This is a genomic window from Staphylococcus sp. AC872, assembly GCF_979255425.1.
Genome location: NZ_CEEDKW010000005.1, coordinates 14,324 through 33,075, shown reverse-complemented (window position 1 = coordinate 33,075; position 18,752 = coordinate 14,324). Strand labels below are relative to the sequence as shown.

Annotated in this window: 21 protein-coding genes and 1 riboswitch; of the genes, 18 read left to right on the top strand and 3 right to left on the bottom strand. The window is 31.2% G+C overall.

The annotated features are described in order from the left end of the window. Positions 1-12: 12 nt before the first annotated feature. From comGA to gcvPB, 9 genes are all read left to right on the top strand, one after another. On the top strand, positions 13-987 hold the full coding sequence (gene comGA / locus ACZ267_RS08880; protein ID WP_002465784.1) for a competence type IV pilus ATPase ComGA: 975 nt from the start codon (positions 13-15) through the stop codon (positions 985-987). Next, a complete protein-coding gene (gene comGB / locus ACZ267_RS08875; protein WP_002465743.1) occupies positions 959-2,026 on the top strand; it encodes a competence type IV pilus assembly protein ComGB in 1,068 nt (355 codons plus the stop codon). Before comGA ends, comGB begins: the two co-directional genes overlap by 29 nt. Positions 2,027-2,038: 12 nt before the next feature. After that, entirely contained in the window at positions 2,039-2,356 is a 318-nt protein-coding gene (gene comGC, locus ACZ267_RS08870) for a competence type IV pilus major pilin ComGC (RefSeq protein ID WP_002465742.1), read from the top strand. Beyond that, positions 2,334-2,774, top strand: a complete 441-nt coding sequence (comGD, locus tag ACZ267_RS08865; RefSeq protein ID WP_015364970.1) for a competence type IV pilus minor pilin ComGD — start codon at positions 2,334-2,336, stop codon at positions 2,772-2,774. Before comGC ends, comGD begins: the two co-directional genes overlap by 23 nt. Positions 2,775-2,971: 197 nt before the next feature. Further along, positions 2,972-3,469: a competence type IV pilus minor pilin ComGF gene (locus tag ACZ267_RS08860; RefSeq protein WP_002465737.1), complete on the top strand. Its 498-nt coding sequence runs from the start codon at positions 2,972-2,974 to the stop codon at positions 3,467-3,469. A gap of 158 nt (positions 3,470-3,627) precedes the next feature. Beyond that, on the top strand, positions 3,628-4,146 hold the full coding sequence (locus ACZ267_RS08855; RefSeq protein ID WP_037539765.1) for a shikimate kinase: 519 nt from the start codon (positions 3,628-3,630) through the stop codon (positions 4,144-4,146). Continuing rightward, positions 4,143-4,241, top strand: a riboswitch (glycine riboswitch). It overlaps the preceding gene by 4 nt. A 76-nt stretch (positions 4,242-4,317) precedes the next feature. Further along, positions 4,318-5,409, top strand: a complete 1,092-nt coding sequence (gene gcvT, locus ACZ267_RS08850) for a glycine cleavage system aminomethyltransferase GcvT (RefSeq protein ID WP_002465750.1) — start codon at positions 4,318-4,320, stop codon at positions 5,407-5,409. 18 nt (positions 5,410-5,427) lie between these two features. Continuing rightward, the gene (gene gcvPA / locus ACZ267_RS08845) at positions 5,428-6,777 is read left to right on the top strand and encodes an aminomethyl-transferring glycine dehydrogenase subunit GcvPA (protein ID WP_015364973.1); all 1,350 of its coding nucleotides are present in this window, start codon (positions 5,428-5,430) and stop codon (positions 6,775-6,777) included. Next, positions 6,767-8,239 carry an aminomethyl-transferring glycine dehydrogenase subunit GcvPB gene (gene gcvPB, locus ACZ267_RS08840; protein WP_002465783.1) on the top strand — a complete coding sequence of 491 codons (1,473 nt, stop codon included), beginning with the start codon at positions 6,767-6,769 and terminating at the stop codon, positions 8,237-8,239. Before gcvPA ends, gcvPB begins: the two co-directional genes overlap by 11 nt. Before the next feature lie 146 nt (positions 8,240-8,385). On the opposite strand, the gene ACZ267_RS08835 is transcribed toward gcvPB, so the two are convergent. After that, the gene (locus tag ACZ267_RS08835; RefSeq protein ID WP_047210833.1) at positions 8,386-8,772 is read right to left on the bottom strand and encodes a rhodanese-like domain-containing protein; all 387 of its coding nucleotides are present in this window, start codon (positions 8,770-8,772) and stop codon (positions 8,386-8,388) included. A gap of 163 nt (positions 8,773-8,935) precedes the next feature. On the opposite strand from ACZ267_RS08835, the gene ACZ267_RS08830 reads away from it, so the two are divergent. Continuing rightward, positions 8,936-9,766 carry a lipoate--protein ligase family protein gene (locus ACZ267_RS08830; RefSeq protein WP_002465720.1) on the top strand — a complete coding sequence of 277 codons (831 nt, stop codon included), beginning with the start codon at positions 8,936-8,938 and terminating at the stop codon, positions 9,764-9,766. 79 nt (positions 9,767-9,845) lie between these two features. On the opposite strand, the gene ACZ267_RS08825 is transcribed toward ACZ267_RS08830, so the two are convergent. Together ACZ267_RS08825 and ACZ267_RS08820 are read right to left on the bottom strand one after the other, a co-directional pair. Further along, positions 9,846-10,055, bottom strand: coding sequence for an SA1362 family protein (locus tag ACZ267_RS08825; protein ID WP_002465740.1), 210 nt, complete (start codon positions 10,053-10,055; stop codon positions 9,846-9,848). 16 nt (positions 10,056-10,071) lie between these two features. Beyond that, a complete protein-coding gene (locus tag ACZ267_RS08820) occupies positions 10,072-10,650 on the bottom strand; it encodes a hypothetical protein (protein WP_002465800.1) in 579 nt (192 codons plus the stop codon). Positions 10,651-10,758: 108 nt separating this feature from the next. Here ACZ267_RS08820 and ACZ267_RS08815 point away from each other — a divergent pair, with 108 nt between their 5' ends. From ACZ267_RS08815 to accC, 8 genes are all read left to right on the top strand, one after another. Continuing rightward, a complete protein-coding gene (locus ACZ267_RS08815) occupies positions 10,759-11,820 on the top strand; it encodes a M24 family metallopeptidase (protein WP_079449019.1) in 1,062 nt (353 codons plus the stop codon). 25 nt (positions 11,821-11,845) lie between these two features. After that, positions 11,846-12,403 carry an elongation factor P gene (efp, locus tag ACZ267_RS08810; protein ID WP_002465773.1) on the top strand — a complete coding sequence of 186 codons (558 nt, stop codon included), beginning with the start codon at positions 11,846-11,848 and terminating at the stop codon, positions 12,401-12,403. Positions 12,404-12,570: 167 nt separating this feature from the next. Further along, positions 12,571-13,593 carry an N-acetyl-gamma-glutamyl-phosphate reductase gene (gene argC / locus ACZ267_RS08805; protein WP_002465791.1) on the top strand — a complete coding sequence of 341 codons (1,023 nt, stop codon included), beginning with the start codon at positions 12,571-12,573 and terminating at the stop codon, positions 13,591-13,593. Between the two features lie 15 nt (positions 13,594-13,608). Then, the gene (gene argJ, locus ACZ267_RS08800; RefSeq protein WP_002465757.1) at positions 13,609-14,802 is read left to right on the top strand and encodes a bifunctional glutamate N-acetyltransferase/amino-acid acetyltransferase ArgJ; all 1,194 of its coding nucleotides are present in this window, start codon (positions 13,609-13,611) and stop codon (positions 14,800-14,802) included. 10 nt (positions 14,803-14,812) lie between these two features. After that, positions 14,813-15,556 (top strand): acetylglutamate kinase, encoded by a 744-nt coding sequence (argB, locus tag ACZ267_RS08795; protein WP_015364976.1) that lies wholly within the window; start codon positions 14,813-14,815, stop codon positions 15,554-15,556. Continuing rightward, positions 15,553-16,689 (top strand): acetylornithine transaminase, encoded by a 1,137-nt coding sequence (locus ACZ267_RS08790; protein ID WP_015364977.1) that lies wholly within the window; start codon positions 15,553-15,555, stop codon positions 16,687-16,689. The genes argB and ACZ267_RS08790 overlap by 4 nt, the downstream gene beginning before the upstream one ends. A gap of 229 nt (positions 16,690-16,918) precedes the next feature. Continuing rightward, positions 16,919-17,389, top strand: a complete 471-nt coding sequence (accB, locus tag ACZ267_RS08785) for an acetyl-CoA carboxylase biotin carboxyl carrier protein (RefSeq protein ID WP_002465760.1) — start codon at positions 16,919-16,921, stop codon at positions 17,387-17,389. Beyond that, on the top strand, positions 17,389-18,747 hold the full coding sequence (gene accC / locus ACZ267_RS08780) for an acetyl-CoA carboxylase biotin carboxylase subunit (RefSeq protein WP_002465754.1): 1,359 nt from the start codon (positions 17,389-17,391) through the stop codon (positions 18,745-18,747). Before accB ends, accC begins: the two co-directional genes overlap by 1 nt. Positions 18,748-18,752: the final 5 nt, after the last annotated feature.

The window sequence follows — 18,752 nt, the reverse complement described above, 5'->3', positions numbered from 1 at the left end:
GGAGGTGTTTCTTTGAAGATATTATTTCAAGAAATAATTAATAAAGCTATAGTTTATAAAGCAAGTGATGTACATTTTATTCCAATGGAACATTATGTTCATATAAAATTCAGAGTGAATGATACTTTAACATCATATGAAACTCTTGATATCGGAATTTATCGTAAATTACTTGTTTTTATGAAATTTCAAGCAGGATTGGATGTGTCGACGCAGCAAATCGCTCAAAGTGGTCGTTACACATATAAATTAAGATCAGTTTATTACTTACGTATTTCAACTCTCCCTTTATCAATCGGTAGTGAAAGTTGTGTAATTAGAATAGTGCCTCAATATTTTCAAAATAAAAAGGAAACTTATGAATTTAACGATTTTAAACATTTAATGAATAAGAAACAAGGATTATTGCTTTTTACAGGACCAACTGGTTCAGGTAAAAGCACACTCATGTATCAAATGGTTATGTACGCGCAAAAAGAATTGAATCTCAATGTCATATCTATCGAAGACCCCGTAGAACAAATTTTAAAAGGTATTACTCAAATCTCAGTGAATACTAAAGCCGGTATTACTTATGCAAGTTCATTTAAAGCCATACTTCGGTGCGATCCAGATGTTATTTTGATTGGAGAAATCAGAGACGCTGAAATAGCAAAATATGTGTTTCAAGCAAGCTTGAGTGGCCATTTAGTATTAAGTACATTACATGCTAATGATTGCAAAGGGGCATTGTTAAGATTATTAGAGATGGGTATTACGATTCAAGAACTATCACAAGCTATCAATTTAATATCTAACCAACGTTTAATAACCACTTCAAGCCAACGACGCCAATTAGTTTGTGAACTTATGTTCAAAAATCAAATCAATTACTTTTTTGAACATAATCAAACAATGCCTAGATCTTTTAAGCGACTATCTTCAAAACTAGATGATATGACTAAAGAGGGAATTATATGTGAAACAATTGCTGATAAATATATTTAATCAATCTAAGCGAAAATGTTTAACCAAAGTCGAACAGTTAGATTTGATGCAACGATTACATCAATTACTAACAAATGGATTCACATTATACGAATCCTTTAAATTTTTGAACTTGCATTTTAAATATAAAGGCGACAAAACTCAAATGGAACTTATGGCGAAGATAGAAAATGGTGCACATTGCTATGAAGTCTTTCAATATTTAGACTTTTCCAATGATATCATTACTCAAATATACCTAGCTGAAAGATTTGGAAATCTGGAGGCTACTTTACATGAATCAATACTTTTTTTAAAAAAGCAAATTCAAGTTAAACAAAGTGTTATTAAAACGATTCAATACCCTGTTGTATTAATGATTATATTTTTCCTTATCTTAATGCTTTTAAATTTCACTGTAATACCTCAATTCAAAGAACTATATCAATCAATGAATATTGCATTATCACCACTCCAATTAGTACTTTCCTCATTTATATCTGGACTTCCATTTTTCATTTTATTTCTCACTTGTATTATTTTAGTTATTGTTATCCTCATTCATACTAGTTATAGAAATATGCCTACAATCAAACAAATTCATTTAATGAGCAATCTACCTATTATAAAAAGCTACTATAAAATTTTTAAAACATATCAATTATCTAATGAACTTGCTCATTTTTATAGAAATGGAATTAATCTTCAACTTATCGTAGAAATCTTTCAGCAATCAAATAGTAATCAATTCCACCAATATTTAGGCGATATAATTTTAAAACAGTCCAATCAAGGTGAAAAACTTCCTAATATTTTAAAGCAATTTAAGTGCTACGAAAGTGATTTGATCAAATTCATAGAACAAGGTGAAAAGAGCGGAAAGCTTGATATTGAATTAACACTATATAGTCAAATACTTGTACATCAATTTGAAATATTAGCGAAACGACATATCAAATTCATCCAACCAATAATATTTCTAATGCTAGGTATATTTATTGTTACTTTATATTTATCTATCATGCTACCAATGTTCGATATGTTGCAATCAATTAATTAGAGGTGTCATATAATGAGAAAACATAAATACTCACTTAAAACTAAAGCTTTCACCTTAATAGAAATGCTTTTAGTATTATTAATCATAAGTTTATTACTTATTTTAATTATACCTAATGTCGCCAAACAGACGGCACATATTCAATCAACTGGCTGCGATGCACAAGTTAAAATGATAAATAGCCAAATTGAAGCGTATACTTTAAAACATAATAGAAATCCAAATACTATTCAGGATTTAATTACAGAAGGATATATTAAAGAGAATCAAAAAAGTTGTAAAACAGGTGAAACAATTTCAATAAGTAATGGCGAAGCGATTGCAAATTAAAGCGTATAATTACATAGAAATATTAATGGTATTATTCATTTTGTCTATACTATTGTTGTGTACTTTAAGCAGTAAAAATCTTTTAACATTATCAATGTCTAATGATGAAATGAATATTAATCTACTAATAACTCAATTGAATTATATAAAATCAAAAGCAATTAGCGAAAAACAATCAATCACTTTAATGTTTAATCATCAATCTTCTCATATAAATGTTAAAGAAGAACATGGTAAAAAGTATCAAATAAAAATAAAAGATGGGAAGATCATAAAGATAACGAAAATAAATCTAATTACCTTTGATAAAAATGGCAATGTTAATCATTTTGGTTCGTTAAATATAAAAATGAAACATTCAATATACAAAGTCATATTTCATATTGAGAAAGGACGAATAAGGTATACCAAACTATAAAATAAAGGGCAGTTTCATGCTGGATAGCTTATTTGCATTTTTTATTATGAGCATAATCACCTTAACATTTATTGAAATGATCAATCATTTAATGATTAATTATCAAAATCAATTAGATAATATCGAGATGCAAAAAATAACCATTGTAAGCTTAAATAAATTTGATTTAGATCATTTGAAGCAAGGAGTTAAAATAGATGATTTTACAATTAAATTGTCTAATAAGGAAATTTGTACCACAAATAACCAAAATCAAAAGCGCTATTGTATTAAAAAATAAACTACCTAGTTTTACATTTATTGAAATGATTTTTTCATTATTGATAACTATAGTCCTACTAAGTACAGTACCATTGACTATCAAAATTATTAGTCAATATAAACAAATTGCTTTAGAAAATAGTTCAATAGAATTTGAATTATTTCATAGCGATTTGTTAAAAGAACAAAAAAAGGATGCACTTAAACCAATTATTAAAGATAAGCATACTTTACACTTAATCAATAAAGAAAAGAATGCAGAATATATTTTCAAAAACAATAAAATATATAAACAAATAAATGGTAAAGGCAATATTACATTGCTGAATCAAGTCAGTATGGTAAAAATGATAAAGTCGAACGATAATATCATCAAAATAATTTTGAAAGTAGGAAATCCGAATTATAATCAATACAAAACATTATTTTTATAAACAAAAAGCCTTTATTAGTCCATTCTTGATGATTATTTTTTCTTTATATTTAACAGTTATATCTTTTTATATTACTCAATATAGTTTAAAATTAAAGACAACACATAACTTAGAAAAAATATATAAAGAAGTTATCGTTAATAAGCTTATAGAGGTTGATGTTGTTGAAAAATCTAGAAATACCAATCATTCTAATAGGATTCATGGGAACCGGTAAAACAACAGTAGGTCAATATTTGATGAATCAATTACATCTAAGTTATGTAGATCTAGATGAGTATATCGAGCAAAGAGAAAGCATAACTATTCCTGAAATATTTGATGAAAAGGGAGAATCTTACTTTAGAAAATTAGAATTTAAATATTTGAATGAATGTATCAACCAATTTGATATCATTTCTACTGGTGGTGGAATAATAGAAAATGATGCTTCATTAGATCTTTTAAAAAAACAGAAGCAAGTCATATGGTTAGATTGTGATATTAAGATTGTCTTTAATAGAATAGTGAATGATCCCCATCGTCCTAATGCGAATAATAAGTCCCTAGAACAACTAAAAAACTTGTATTTATCAAGGATTTCAAGATATAATGAAATCGCATTCATGAAAGTGAATAGTAATCAAAATGTATCTGAAATTTATCAAGAAATAACAACTTTATTAAGTAGCGATTGATCAGTATTAGAGAGCATAAAAAGATAACTTTTTATCGCCGAAGGTGCAAGTAATTTTATTACGAAACTCTCAGGCAAAAGGATAATACTGTAACGCGTTCCTGGAAAAAATATTTAAACAGGGTAGCAAGTTTTGCTATCCTGTTTTTAAATAAATATAGGGGGTTTTCAAATGACAAGTGAGTTAAAAAAGACGCCATTATATCAAAATTACGTAGACAGTGGTGCTAAAATAGTAGAATTTGGTGGATGGGCAATGCCTGTTCAATTCTCAAGTATTAAGGAAGAACACAACGCTGTTAGATATGAAATCGGACTTTTCGATGTAAGTCATATGGGAGAAATTGAAATTCAAGGTAATGATGCGAAATCTTTTGTACAATATATTTTATCCAATGACACTAATAATCTAACAGATTCTAAAGCACTATATACTGCATTATGTAATGAAGAAGGTGGCATTATTGACGACTTGGTTACATATAAACTAGCAGATGATGACTATTTATTAGTGGTTAATGCTGCCAATACTGATAAAGACTTTAAATGGATTGAAAAACATGTTAAATCTTTTGAAGTTGAAGTTAAAAATGTATCTGAACAATATGGCCAATTAGCACTTCAAGGTCCTAAAGCTAGAGACTTAATGCAAAAATTAGTAGATATAGATATTTCTGAAATGGGAATGTTTGAATTTAAAAAAGATGTTCAATTATTCAATAAAAATGTAATTCTTTCACAATCTGGCTATACTGGTGAAGATGGCTTCGAGATATATTGTGATGCCAATGATACAGTAGCAATCTGGGAAGGTTTACTTGAATATGATGTAACACCATGTGGTCTAGGAGCCAGAGATACTCTTAGATTAGAAGCAGGACTTCCATTACATGGTCAAGATTTAACAGAATCTATAACACCATATGAAGGTGGTATCGCATTTGCTGCTAAACCATTAATTGATGATGACTTTATTGGTAAATCTGTTTTAAAAGATCAAAAAGAAAATGGATCATCTAGAAGAACAGTTGGTTTAGAACTTTTAGATAAAGGTATCGCTAGAACTGGCTATGAAGTATTAGACATAGATGGTAATCAAATTGGAGAAGTCACTTCAGGAACAAAATCTCCTTCGTCTGATAAATCAATTGCATTAGCTATTATTAATAGAGATGCATTTGAAATGGGTCGAGAGTTATTAGTACAAGTAAGAAAAAGACAGGTAAAAGCTAAAATCGTTAAGAAAAATCAAATCGAAAAATAGAACAAAGGGGTGGACAAGTTGAGTCATCGTTATATTCCATTAACTGATCAAGATAAGCAAGACATGTTAGACACTATTGGTGCGAAATCTATTAATGAATTATTTGGAGATGTGCCTTCTGACATTTTATTAAATAGAGATTTAGGTATCGCCAGTGGAGAAGCAGAAACTACTTTACTTAAACGACTAAACAAAGTTGCAAGTAAAAATATTACTAAAGAAACACATACTTCTTTCCTTGGCGCAGGTGTTTATGATCATTATGCACCATCAGTTGTAGATGCAATGATTTCTAGATCTGAATTCTATACTGCTTATACACCATATCAACCTGAGATTTCTCAAGGAGAATTGCAAGCAATTTTTGAATTCCAAACATTAATTTGTGAATTAACTAATATGGATGTAGCAAATTCATCAATGTATGATGGTATGACTAGTTTTGCAGAAGCATGTATTTTAGCATACAGCCATACTAAGAAAAATAAAATTGTCGTTTCAAAAGGACTACATTACCAAGCTTTACAAGTTTTAAACACATACGCTAAAACTCGTGAAGAATTCGAAGTTGTAGAAATTGATTTAGATGGTACGATTACTGATTTAGAAAAATTAGAACAAGCTGTAGATGATAATACTGCAGCAGTTGCCGTTCAATATCCTAACTTCTTTGGTTCAATAGAAGATCTTGAAAAAATTCAAAGCTTTATTGAAGGTAAAAAAGCATTATTTATCGTGTATGCAAATCCATTAGCATTAGGTTTATTAACACCACCAGGTTCATTCGGTGCTGATATTGTTGTTGGTGACACACAACCATTTGGTATCCCTGCACAATTTGGTGGACCACATTGTGGTTATTTTGCAACTACAAAAAAATTAATGCGTAAAGTACCAGGTAGACTCGTGGGTCAAACACAAGATGACGAAGGAAATAGAGGTTTCGTTCTCACTTTACAAGCTCGTGAACAACATATCCGTCGTGATAAAGCGACATCAAATATTTGTTCTAACCAAGCATTAAATGCATTAGCTTCGTCAATCGCAATGTCTGCATTAGGTAAACAAGGTGTTTATGATATTGCTGTGCAGAACTTTGAACATGCAAATTATGCTAAGCAAGCATTTAAAGAAGCTGGGTTCAATGTATTAGAAGGTACTTCATTTAATGAATTCGTTGTTGAATTTAATAAATCAATCACTGAAGTTAATAAGGCATTAGCAGAAGAAGAGATTATTGGAGGCTTCGACCTAAGTGTTGTTTCTAATGAGTTTGAAAATCATATGTTAATAGCTGTTACTGAGTTAAGAACAAAAGATGAGATTGATACATTTGTTAAGAAAGCTGGTGAAATTAATGGTAAGTAAATCAAGCCCACTTATTTTTGAAAGATCTAAAGAAGGAAGATATGCCTATTCTTTACCGCAAAGCGATATTAACAATAAATCATTTGAATCTATTTTAGATGATAAATTTATTAGAAAAGAAAAAGCAGAATTTCCTGAAGTAGCAGAATTAGATTTAGTACGTCACTATACAGAATTATCTAATAAAAACTTTGGTGTAGACTCAGGATTCTATCCTTTAGGATCTTGTACTATGAAATACAATCCTAAAGTAAATGAAAAAGTAGCTAGAATTCCTGGATTTAGTGAAGCACATCCATTACAAGATGAAAATCAAATTCAAGGTTCTCTTGAAATTATTTATAATTTACAAGAAGAACTTAAAGAAATAACAGGTATGGATGAAGTGACGCTTCAACCAGCTGCTGGTGCACATGGTGAATGGACTGCACTAATGATTTTTAAAGCGTATCATCAAAATAATGGAGAAGGACATCGTGATGAAGTTATTGTACCTGACTCAGCTCACGGAACAAACCCTGCTTCAGCATCATTTGCAGGTTTTAAATCAGTAACGGTTAAATCAAATGAACGCGGCGAAGTAGATATTGATGACCTAAAACGTGTTGTTAATGAAAACACTGCAGCTATTATGTTAACAAATCCAAATACTTTAGGTATTTTTGAAAAGAATATTATGGAAATCAGAGAAATTGTCCATGAAGCAGGAGGATTATTATACTATGATGGTGCTAACCTAAATGCCATCATGGATAAAGTACGTCCTGGTGATATGGGATTCGATGCTGTACATTTAAATCTCCATAAAACATTTACAGGCCCTCATGGAGGTGGCGGCCCTGGTTCAGGACCAGTCGGTGTCGTGAAGGAATTAGCTAGTTACTTACCTAAGCCAATGGTTATAAAAGAAAATGACTATTTCAAATATGATAATGATATTAAAAACTCAATTGGACGAGTAAAACCATTTTACGGTAACTTTGGAATCTATTTAAGAGCCTATACTTATATTAGAACAATGGGTGCTCAAGGATTAAAAGAAGTTTCTGAAGCGGCAGTATTAAATGCTAATTATCTTAAAGCAAGATTAACTGATCATTTTGAAATTCCATATAAACAATACTGTAAACATGAATTTGTATTAAGTGGAATTAAACAAAAACAATATGGTGTTAGAACTTTAGATATGGCCAAACGATTATTGGACTTTGGTGTACATCCACCTACAATTTACTTCCCATTAAATGTTGAGGAAGGAATGATGATTGAACCTACTGAAACAGAATCTAAAGAAACGTTAGATCATTTTGCTGATACGTTAATTCAAATTGCTAATGAGGCGAAAGAAGACCCAGATAAAGTACTTGAAGCACCTCATACTACAATTATCGATAGATTAGATGAAACGACTGCAGCAAGAAAACCTATTCTTAAATTTGAAAACTTGCACGCTGAAAAATAATATATTACTTCAAAAACCATTCCTTTACCTAGTTAATTGTAGAGGGATGGTTTTTTGAATAAAAAAATGAGTGAAAAGTATAAGGCATTAATTTGCCTCAAACGTTTCACTCATAATTCATAAATATTATTCTAGGCCGAGCCTAACTATTTTTTGGACTTGATTTTGCCAGTCCATTTTTTATAGCCGCCTTTAAGCATATAAAGATCTGTATAGCCGTTTTTTCTTAACATACGAGCAGCACGATAACTAGCAATACCATTTGCATCACAAAGATAAATAGGTTGGTCTTTTCTTAGACCTTGAAATCTTTGTTTAAACATAGTAATGGGAATATTTCGAGCGCCATTGATGTGACCATAATCATAGTCAACTTTTTCTCTCACATCAACCACTTGTGCTTTACGTAAGCCTTTATGAAAATTCTTTTGGTCTAATTCTTTAACAGCTCGCTTATTAAGAATTTGTTGAACGACCATATAACCAATTATTATAACTAATATAATAATTGCAATATACAAAGAGATACTCATGTTGCATCCTCCCTAATTTACCGATATTATAATTATAAGACTGTTAGAACAAATTATCAAAATATTTTTATGATATCACAGATGTTTTAATAATTTATTCAAAATTAATAAGCAAAATAGCAAATTTTGTTACTAAGCATTCATTTAATGGGGGATTTTAATCATGACAGAAACATGGAACTTTATTAATACTGGTAGTCACGATCCATATTATAATATGGCAATGGATGAAGCATTACTTAATTTCGTATCTAGAGGTGAAATTGATCCTGTCATTCGTTTCTATACTTGGGACCCAGCCACATTATCAATCGGCTATTTCCAACGATTAACTAAAGAAATTGATATCGAAAAAGTGAAAGAAAAGGGCTATGGACTTGTAAGACGCCAAACTGGTGGTAGAGGCGTATTGCATGACAAAGAGTTAACTTATAGTGTTATAGTACCTGAATCACATCCTAAAATGCCATCAACGATAACAGAAGCTTATAGAGTAATTTCACAAGGATTATTAGAAGGATTCAAAAACCTAGGCTTCGATACTTATTTTGCTGTTCCTCGTTCTAAAGAAGAAAGAGAGAAATTAAAGCAACCTCGTAGCTCTGTATGCTTTGATGCACCAAGTTGGTATGAGCTTGTAGTAGAAGGCCGCAAAATAGCTGGTAGTGCTCAGACACGTCAAAAAGGTGTCATTCTACAACATGGATCTATATTACAAGATATAGATATCGATGAACTATTTGATTTGTTCATTTTCAAACATGATCGTTTAAAAGCAAAAATGAAAGAAGCTTTTGTAGACAAAGCAGTGGCCATCAACGACATATCAGAACAACATATTACTTTAAATGAAATGGAAAAAGCATTTGAAGATGGCTTCAAAAAGGGATTACAGATTACGTTTAAACCACTAACATTAACTGATGCACAATTAGAAGAAGTAAGAGCATTGGAAGAAAAATTCCGTTCAGACGATTGGACCTATAGAAAATAAAAAATGAATCAATACAAAAAGCAGTAGTCAATCAAATCTATTTGATAATGATGACTACTGCTTTATTATAATTTGTTTATTATTTACGTTTACGATACTTACGTTGCGCTCTTTTATACTTACGCTGTTCTTCTGTTAAGAAGAAGAAATAATATATAAGATATATCACTAAAACTAAAATTGCAAAGCTAATTAACATTCTAACGATTGAAAATAGAAACACATCTAAATTCATAATTAAACCAAATGCTGCAATAGCTAGTACAATATAAAACCAAATATTTTTCATTGAAATTCACCTAATTCTAATTTGCATCTGTTTGTATAGTCGATAATTTTTGTTGACCTTTTTCTATTTTCTTTTTATCTTTTTCTTGATATCCTGTTTCAATTTTATCAAAGGCAGAAGTAATATCTTTATTTAAACTGCTAATATTTTTTTTAGTTTGTTTATCTTCACTAGTCATAGAATCTTCATCGATATCAGAATTATACGTATTATACGCATCTTCTAAATCCGAAGATATCGTCGATAATTTCTTTTGGATTGATTGACTACCTTTATTTTTAGTTACATCAGGTTTAATGTTATTATACTTATCAACCGCACTTGCTACATTGTCATAATACGTAGAACTCGCCTTTAAATTTTTCTCTTTTTTCTTATTATCTGCTGTTTGTTTGCCATTCTCTTTATCTTTTTGTAATCCTGCAATCGTCGACTTTTGATTACTAATGTCTTGATTTAATTGTTGAATATCTAATTTTAATTGATGATTGTCATCTCTTAATTTTGTAGTTTTATCTTCGAGTGGTGCAAGATTTTGACTACCACAACCAGCTAATAAACAAGATGCGCCAATCACGATTATATATCTCTTCATGATTATCTCCCTAAACTAAAAACTATTATATTATTTATTGATTATGCTATCATTTTAATGTATTCATATAAAATGTACAAACGTTATACAAGATTTGGAGGGGATTCTATGAACAAATTAGGACAAGTACATGAACTTTTAGAACGAAAAAAGCTAGATGCAGTTGTGATTCTTTCAGATTTTAACAGAAGATATTTATCTGAGTTCACAGGCACAAGTGGTGCATTAATTATTTCACCAAACCATCAATATTTGGTTACAGACTTTAGATATATTGAACAAGCAAAAAATCAAGCTTCAGAATTTGAAATCATAAATAGAAAATCTGATTTAATTTCTGAAATAAAAGCAATATTAAAAAAAGAGAACTTAAGTAACGTAGGATTTGAAGGTCATGAAGTTAGTTATGATACTTATATAGAATTAAATAAAGGTATGATAACTTTAATCAGCATTTCTGATGCTATTGAAAAAATCAGAGAGGTAAAATCACAATCAGAAATCGAAATAATCAAAAAAGCTGCTCAAATTGTTGATGAAACATACGATTATATTTTAACAATTGCTAAAGCAGGTATGACAGAACGTGAAGTAAAAGCTGAACTTGAAAGTAAAATGTTACATTTAGGTGCGGATGGTCCATCTTTTGATACAATTGTAGCATCTGGCCATCGAGGCGCTTTACCACACGGTGTTGCAAGTGATAAAATTATTGAGCAAGGTGATATGGTTACATTAGATTTTGGTGCATACTATAAAGGTTATTGTTCAGATATCACAAGAACTTTTGCGATAGGTGAACCAGATCCTAAAATGAAAGAGATTTATGATATAGTATTAAAAGCACAACAAAAAGCGCTCGATGAAATTAAACCGGGTATGACTGTAAAAGAAGCTGATGCTTTATCCCGAGATTTCATTGAAGCACATGGATATGGTGAGGAATTTGGCCATTCATTAGGTCATGGTATTGGTTTAGACATACACGAAGGACCATTACTATCTAAAAATGCATCCGGTCAACTTCAAGTTAATAACTGCGTCACTATCGAACCAGGTATATATGTTGATGGTTTAGGTGGCGTTCGAATTGAAGATGATATATTGATGACAGAAAATGGTTGTGAAGTCTTTACTAAATGCACAAAAGACCTTATTATTTTAAAATAAGCGTGTATATTGAGGAGGAAACTGAATGATTTCAGTAAATGATTTTAAAACAGGTTTAACAATTTCTGTAGATAATGGCATTTGGAAAGTAATTGATTTCCAACATGTAAAACCAGGTAAAGGATCTGCTTTCGTACGTTCAAAATTACGTAATCTAAGAACAGGTGCTATACAAGAAAAAACATTTAGAGCTGGTGAAAAAGTAGAACAAGCTATGATTGAAAATCGTCGTATGCAATACTTATATGCTGATGGAGATAATCATGTTTTCATGGATAATGAAACATTTGACCAAACAGAATTACCAGGTGACTACTTAAAAGACGAATTAAATTACTTAAAAGCCAATATGGAAGTTCAAATTCAATCATATGATGGTGAAGTAATTGGATTAGAATTACCGAAAACAGTAGAATTACAAGTAACTGAAACTGAACCAGGTATTAAAGGTGATACTGCCACAGGTGCTACTAAATCAGCTACTGTTGAGACAGGATATACATTAAATGTACCTTTATTTGTTAACGAAGGTGACATTCTTGTTATCAACACTGGTGACGGAAGCTACATTTCTAGAGGTTAATCTAGAAAGGCAGTTTTAACATTAAGCACATAACTTACAATGTTGTAGGTTATGTGTTTTTTTATGCGAACAATTGGGCGTGCATCTTGCCAATTATTAAATTGTGCACTTGCTTTTTTATATTTTATACTATAAAATTGTATAAAAATACGAAAAGAGGTTTAAGTATGCGTATAAGTATTGTAGGAATCACTGGATATTCAGGGCTAGAACTATTGCGTCTTATACATCATCATCCTCATATTGAGGTATCATCAATACATGCTACTCAATCAATTGGTAATCCTATTTCAGATCTATATCCACATTTAAAGGGGATATGCGATTTAACTGTACAACCATTTGATGCAAATGAAATTATGAAACATAGCGATCTAGTTGTATTCGCAACTCCTAGTGGTATTGCTAGTCAATTATCTCCAGAATTTGTCATTTCAGATTTTCCAGTAGTTGATATTTCAGGCGATCATAGATTACCACCAGATGAATATAAATTATGGTATAAAAAAGAACCAGTTGATTATCATATTCAAAAGCAATTCACATATTGTTTGCCAGAGTTTAATACATCTAAGAACCATCGCTTTATATCAAATCCTGGGTGTTATGCAACTGCAGTTGAACTGGCACTCATTCCTTTGTTACAAAACAAATTGATACAGTTAGACTCAATTATCATTGATGCTAAAAGTGGTTTGTCAGGTGCTGGTAAAAATCCTACAACAGCTAGTCACTTTGTTAATATAAATAACAATTATTTAACTTATAAATTAAACGAACATCAGCATATACCTGAAATAATACAGATGTTAAAACATTACGATCATAATTTACAGAATATTCAGTTTTCCACTTCTTTAATACCTGTTAATAGAGGTATCGTTGCAACCATTTACTGTAAATTAAACAATCCGACATTCACTAATCAGATTACAGCAACATATGAATCAATTTATAAAGATAAGCCATTTATACGCATTCTAAGAACCATGCCACAATTAAATGAAGTTGTCGGAACTAATTATGTAAATTTAGGATTTAGATACAATGATAAAACAAATGTTTTAACAGTTATGGTAGTACTAGATAATTTAATCAAGGGCGCTTCTGGACAAGCACTACAAAACATCAACCTTATGTATGGTTTTGATGAAACTGAAGGACTATGCAGTGTACCTCCATTAGTGTAGTAAGGAGTTTAAAAAATGAAAGAAATTTTAGGGAATATTGCGAGTCCAAAAGGTTTTTCTGCAGATGGAATTCATACTGGTATCAAAAAAAGAAAATTGGATTTAGGTTGGATTGTGTCCGAATGTCCATCAAGTGTCGCTTATGTTCAAACAACAAACAAAGTCAAAGCAGCACCTTTAATTTTAAATAAAAGAACAATACAAACTAAAGGAAAAATTCAAGCTATCATTGCCAACTCAGGGATAGCCAATGCATGTACAGGAGAAAAGGGTATGGAAGATGCCATTTCAATGCAACAGCAAACATCAGAATCATTAAGTATCAATCAGGATTTAATTTGTGTTGCTTCTACCGGAATTATTGGTCAACGTTTACCAATGGTTAAAGTTAAAAAAGGTATACAACAACTTAACATAGATGGTAATGCTAATCATTTTGCAAAAGCAATTTTAACTACTGATTTAACAACTAAAACATGTGTCGTAAATGAAACATTTGACCAAACGACTGTGACCATGGCAGGTGTTGCTAAAGGTTCTGGCATGATTCACCCAAATATGGCTACAATGCTAGCTTTTATAACATGTGATGCTAATATTTCTACTGAAACATTGCAAGTTGCATTAAAAACAAATATAGATAAAACGTTTAATCAAATTACTATCGATGGCGATACATCTACTAATGATTTAGTGTTAGTTTTATCAAATGGCTTAGCTAAAAATAAAGAAATTTTACCGAACACTGAAGAATTCACAACATTTTGCAATATGTTAGAACATGTCATGCGTTCACTTGCGATACAAATTGCCAAAGACGGTGAAGGCGCTACAAAATTAATTGAAGTGACTGTAGACGAAATGCCAGATGAAATAACCGCAAGAATGATAGCCAAGACAGTTGTGGGTTCCAATTTAGTAAAGACTGCTATTTATGGAGAAGATCCTAATTGGGGACGCATATTCGCAGCAATAGGTTATACACAATCCAACTTTGACATCAATAACGTTGATATTTTAATAGAAGGTATCCCTGTTATGAAAGGTTCAACACCTATCACTTATAACATTGATACGATGCAAAATAAATTAAAAAATAAAGATATTCATATCAACATTAATATGCATCAAGGTAATACCTCAGGTACTGCATGGGGTTGTGATTTAACTTATGATTACGTAAAAATTAATGCATTATATACAACATAGAGGTAACAAAATGAAACAAATTATAGTAATTAAAATGGGTGGCATAGCTATAAAACATTTAACCGAAGATACTCTTATACAAATAAAGCATTGGATTCAACAAAACTATCAAATAATCATCGTCCACGGTGGAGGTAATGTTATAGAATCATTATTGATAAAAGCTAAACACCCCACAATCAAAAAAGATGGATTAAGAGTAACTGCTAAGGAAGATTTACCAATTATTAAGGATGCCCTGTTTAATTATATTGGTAAAGGGTTAGCTAGTGATTTAAAAGCTGTAAACTTAAATGTTAAGCAGTTAAGAGAAGAACAATTTTTAATCATTCAAGCTGATTATTTGGATTATCATCAATACGGTTCAGTAGGTAAAAATATACAAGTAAATGTAAGTGCAATTCAGAAATATTTAAATCAAAATATGATTCCTGTTATAAGTTCTATCGGTTCACATCAAGATGATGATTTAATTAATATCAATGCCGATCATTTAGCAACAGCAATTGCCATCGCAATGAAAGCACAAAAATTAATATTAATGACTGACGTTCAAGGTGTGATAGAACATGGAACTTTGATAAAAAGGTTAAATATTAGCGATGTGCAATCTAAAATAGACAACCGTATCATTACTGGTGGCATGATACCTAAAGTTGAAAGTGCAGTAGCAACAATTAAGGCAGGAGTTAATGAAGTCATAATTGGAAATAATTTATTAACAGGAACCATCATAGAAGGGAACAACAAATGAGTTATTTATTTCAAAATTACAAAAGAACAAATGTCGAATTCGTAAGAGCAGAAGGAAATGAGTTAATTGATACAAACGGTAATAAATATCTCGATTTTTCTTCAGGTATAGGTGTAACAAATTTAGGATTTCACCCATACGTTAAAGAGCAATTACAGATACAAGTTGCCAGTATTTGGCATACACCTAATTTATATTTAAATACGCTACAAGAAGATGTGGCTCAATTATTAGTACGTCAATATGACTATTGTGTATTTTTCTGTAATAGCGGTGCTGAAGCAAATGAGGCTGCTATTAAATTAGCACGTAAATATACGGGCAAACAATCTATTATATGTTTTGACCAATCATTTCATGGCAGAACATATGGTGCAATGTCTGCTACAGGACAAGGAAAAATAAAAGCAGGCTTTGGAGATGTAGTTCCTCACTTTAGTTATGCAAAATTTAATGACATCAATAGTGTGAAATCACTAATCACTAAAGATACAGCAGCTATCATGTTAGAACTTATTCAAGGTGAATCTGGTATACACGTTGCTAAATCAACCTTTATTAAACAATTAAGTCAACTATGTAATGAACATGATATCTTATTAATCGTAGATGAGGTACAAACTGGTATTGGACGAACGGGTAAATGTTTTGCTTTTGAACATTACGATATAGAACCTGATATTATTACTTCTGCTAAAGGACTTGCTAATGGCGTACCCGTAGGCGCTATGTTAGGAAAGCGAAGTTTATCATATGTTTTTGATTATGGTAGTCATGGGTCTACATTTGGTGGGAATAAACTTGCAATGACAGCTGCCAAAGCCACCTTAGAAACCATTAATGATGCACAATTTTTAAATGACGTTTCAAAAAAATCAGAAGAATTATTTACTAAATTAAACAAAGCTTTATTTGACAACCCTCGTATCATTGACATACGTGGCAAAGGATTAATGATAGGTATTGAAACAGATTTAGACTTGTCTCAACTTGTAAACAAAGCACGTCAGCATGGTTTAATCATTTTAACTGCAGGTCAAAACGTTATACGATTATTGCCACCACTAACCATTAGTTCTCAAGAAATTAATCAAGCAGTATGTGTGTTAAAAGACATCTTTAATGAATCATAAATAAAGTTTAATGTGAGGATATGATTAGCTATTATATCCTCACATTTTTATACTTTTAATGAGTTATCTTAACTATCGTCCTTTGATTTGGATTATCTCTCGATACTGTGATTTTAAGCTAACCATTTTATTTCATAATATAGGATATCTTATCATGCTTGAATTGAAAGGTTGTCTCAAGTAAAATAGACGGGTAGATGAAAACAAACTGAAGGAGTCAGTAATAATTATGAACTTTAAAGAAATAAAAGAATTAATAGAGATTCTTGATCAATCAAACTTAACAGAAATTAACATTGAAGATAATAAAGGTAGCGTAGTTAACTTAAAAAAAGAAAAAGAAACTGAAATTATCACACCTCAAGTAGCACAACAACCAGCACCCTCTGTAGCTCAACCTCAAGTTGCTCAATCTGCACCACAAGTGAGTGAAGATACACAATCACAAGAAGTTGTGGCAGATAATTACGAAACTATTAATGCACCAATGGTTGGTACATTTTATAAATCACCATCACCAGAAGAAGGTGCTTACGTACAAGTTGGAGATAAAGTCTCTAATGACACAACTGTTTGTATTTTAGAAGCAATGAAACTATTTAATGAAATTCAAGCAGAAATCTCAGGTGAAATTGTTGAAATATTAGTAGAAGACGGACAAATGGTAGAGTATGGCCAACCGTTATTTAAGGTGAAATAATGAAAAAAGTACTTATTGCAAATCGTGGCGAAATCGCAGTTAGAATCATCAGAGCTTGCCACGAGCTAGGTATTCAAACAGTTGCTATTTATTCAGAAGGAGACAAAGACGCTTTACATACTCAAATTGCTGATGAAGCATATTGCGTTGGTCCAACTCTGTCTAAGGATTCATATTTAAATATTCCTAATATCTTATCAATTGCTACATCAACAGGATGTGATGGTGTTCATCCAGGTTACGGTTTCTTAGCTGAAAATGGTGATTTTGCTGAATTATGTGAAGCTTGTCAATTAAAGTTTATCGGGCCAAGCCATGAATCTATTCAAAAAATGGGTATAAAAGATGTCGCTAAAGCTGAAATGATCAAAGCCAATGTTCCTGTTGTTCCAGGTAGTGAAGGTTTAGTTCATAATATTGACGATGCGAAAAAAGTTGCAAAGAAAATTGGTTATCCTGTCATAATTAAAGCCACAGCTGGTGGTGGTGGAAAAGGTATACGTGTAGCTCGTGATGAGAAAGAACTAGAAACAGGCTATCGAATGACACAACAAGAAGCGGAAACTGCATTTGGTAATGGCGGGTTATATTTAGAAAAATTCATTGAAAATTTCCGTCATATTGAAATTCAAATCATAGGTGACAGTTATGGTAATGTAATTCATTTAGGTGAACGTGACTGTACAATTCAAAGACGTATGCAAAAATTAGTAGAAGAAGCACCTTCACCAATCTTGTCAGAAGAAACACGTCAAGAAATGGGTAACGCTGCTATAAGAGCTGCTAAAGCCGTTAACTATGAAAATGCTGGAACGATAGAATTTATATATGATTTAAATGATGATAAATTCTACTTCATGGAAATGAATACCCGTATTCAAGTTGAACACCCAGTTACTGAAATGGTTACAGGTGTGGACTTAGTTAAACTGCAATTAAAAGTGGCGATGGGTGAAGCATTACCATTTAAACAAAAAGATATCAAAATTAATGGTCATGCGATTGAATTTAGAATTAACGCCGAAAATCCTTACAAAGATTTCATGCCATCTCCTGGTAAAATCACACAATATTTAGCACCAGGTGGATTCGGAGTCAGAATTGAATCTGCATGTTATACTAATTATACAATTCCGCCATATTATGATTCTATGGTTGCTAAACTTATCGTACATGAGTCAACAAGAGATGAAGCAATCATGACAGGTATCAGAGCGTTAAGTGAATATTTAGTTTTAGGAATTGATACTACGATTCCATTCCATTTAAAATTATTAACAAATGATATCTTTAGAAGTGGTGAATTTAATACAAAATTCCTAGAAAAATATAATATTATGGCTGATGACAACCAATAGGAGGT

What these genes read in the sequence shown, in the direction of transcription:
- comGC (WP_002465742.1), top strand. Translation starts at nt 2,039, where the DNA reads ATGAGAAAACATAAATACTCACTTAAAACTAAAGCTTTCACCTTAATA.
- comGD (WP_015364970.1), top strand. Translation starts at nt 2,334, where the DNA reads ATGGCGAAGCGATTGCAAATTAAAGCGTATAATTACATAGAAATATTA.
- ACZ267_RS08860 (WP_002465737.1), top strand. Translation starts at nt 2,972, where the DNA reads ATGATTTTACAATTAAATTGTCTAATAAGGAAATTTGTACCACAAATA.
- ACZ267_RS08855 (WP_037539765.1), top strand. Translation starts at nt 3,628, where the DNA reads ATGTTGTTGAAAAATCTAGAAATACCAATCATTCTAATAGGATTCATG.
- gcvT (WP_002465750.1), top strand. Translation starts at nt 4,318, where the DNA reads ATGACAAGTGAGTTAAAAAAGACGCCATTATATCAAAATTACGTAGAC.
- gcvPB (WP_002465783.1), top strand. Translation starts at nt 6,767, where the DNA reads ATGGTAAGTAAATCAAGCCCACTTATTTTTGAAAGATCTAAAGAAGGA.
- ACZ267_RS08835 (WP_047210833.1), bottom strand. Translation starts at nt 8,772, where the DNA reads ATGAGTATCTCTTTGTATATTGCAATTATTATATTAGTTATAATAATT.
- ACZ267_RS08830 (WP_002465720.1), top strand. Translation starts at nt 8,936, where the DNA reads ATGACAGAAACATGGAACTTTATTAATACTGGTAGTCACGATCCATAT.
- ACZ267_RS08825 (WP_002465740.1), bottom strand. Translation starts at nt 10,055, where the DNA reads ATGAAAAATATTTGGTTTTATATTGTACTAGCTATTGCAGCATTTGGT.
- ACZ267_RS08820 (WP_002465800.1), bottom strand. Translation starts at nt 10,650, where the DNA reads ATGAAGAGATATATAATCGTGATTGGCGCATCTTGTTTATTAGCTGGT.
- ACZ267_RS08815 (WP_079449019.1), top strand. Translation starts at nt 10,759, where the DNA reads ATGAACAAATTAGGACAAGTACATGAACTTTTAGAACGAAAAAAGCTA.
- efp (WP_002465773.1), top strand. Translation starts at nt 11,846, where the DNA reads ATGATTTCAGTAAATGATTTTAAAACAGGTTTAACAATTTCTGTAGAT.
- argC (WP_002465791.1), top strand. Translation starts at nt 12,571, where the DNA reads ATGCGTATAAGTATTGTAGGAATCACTGGATATTCAGGGCTAGAACTA.
- argJ (WP_002465757.1), top strand. Translation starts at nt 13,609, where the DNA reads ATGAAAGAAATTTTAGGGAATATTGCGAGTCCAAAAGGTTTTTCTGCA.
- argB (WP_015364976.1), top strand. Translation starts at nt 14,813, where the DNA reads ATGAAACAAATTATAGTAATTAAAATGGGTGGCATAGCTATAAAACAT.
- ACZ267_RS08790 (WP_015364977.1), top strand. Translation starts at nt 15,553, where the DNA reads ATGAGTTATTTATTTCAAAATTACAAAAGAACAAATGTCGAATTCGTA.
- accB (WP_002465760.1), top strand. Translation starts at nt 16,919, where the DNA reads ATGAACTTTAAAGAAATAAAAGAATTAATAGAGATTCTTGATCAATCA.
- accC (WP_002465754.1), top strand. Translation starts at nt 17,389, where the DNA reads ATGAAAAAAGTACTTATTGCAAATCGTGGCGAAATCGCAGTTAGAATC.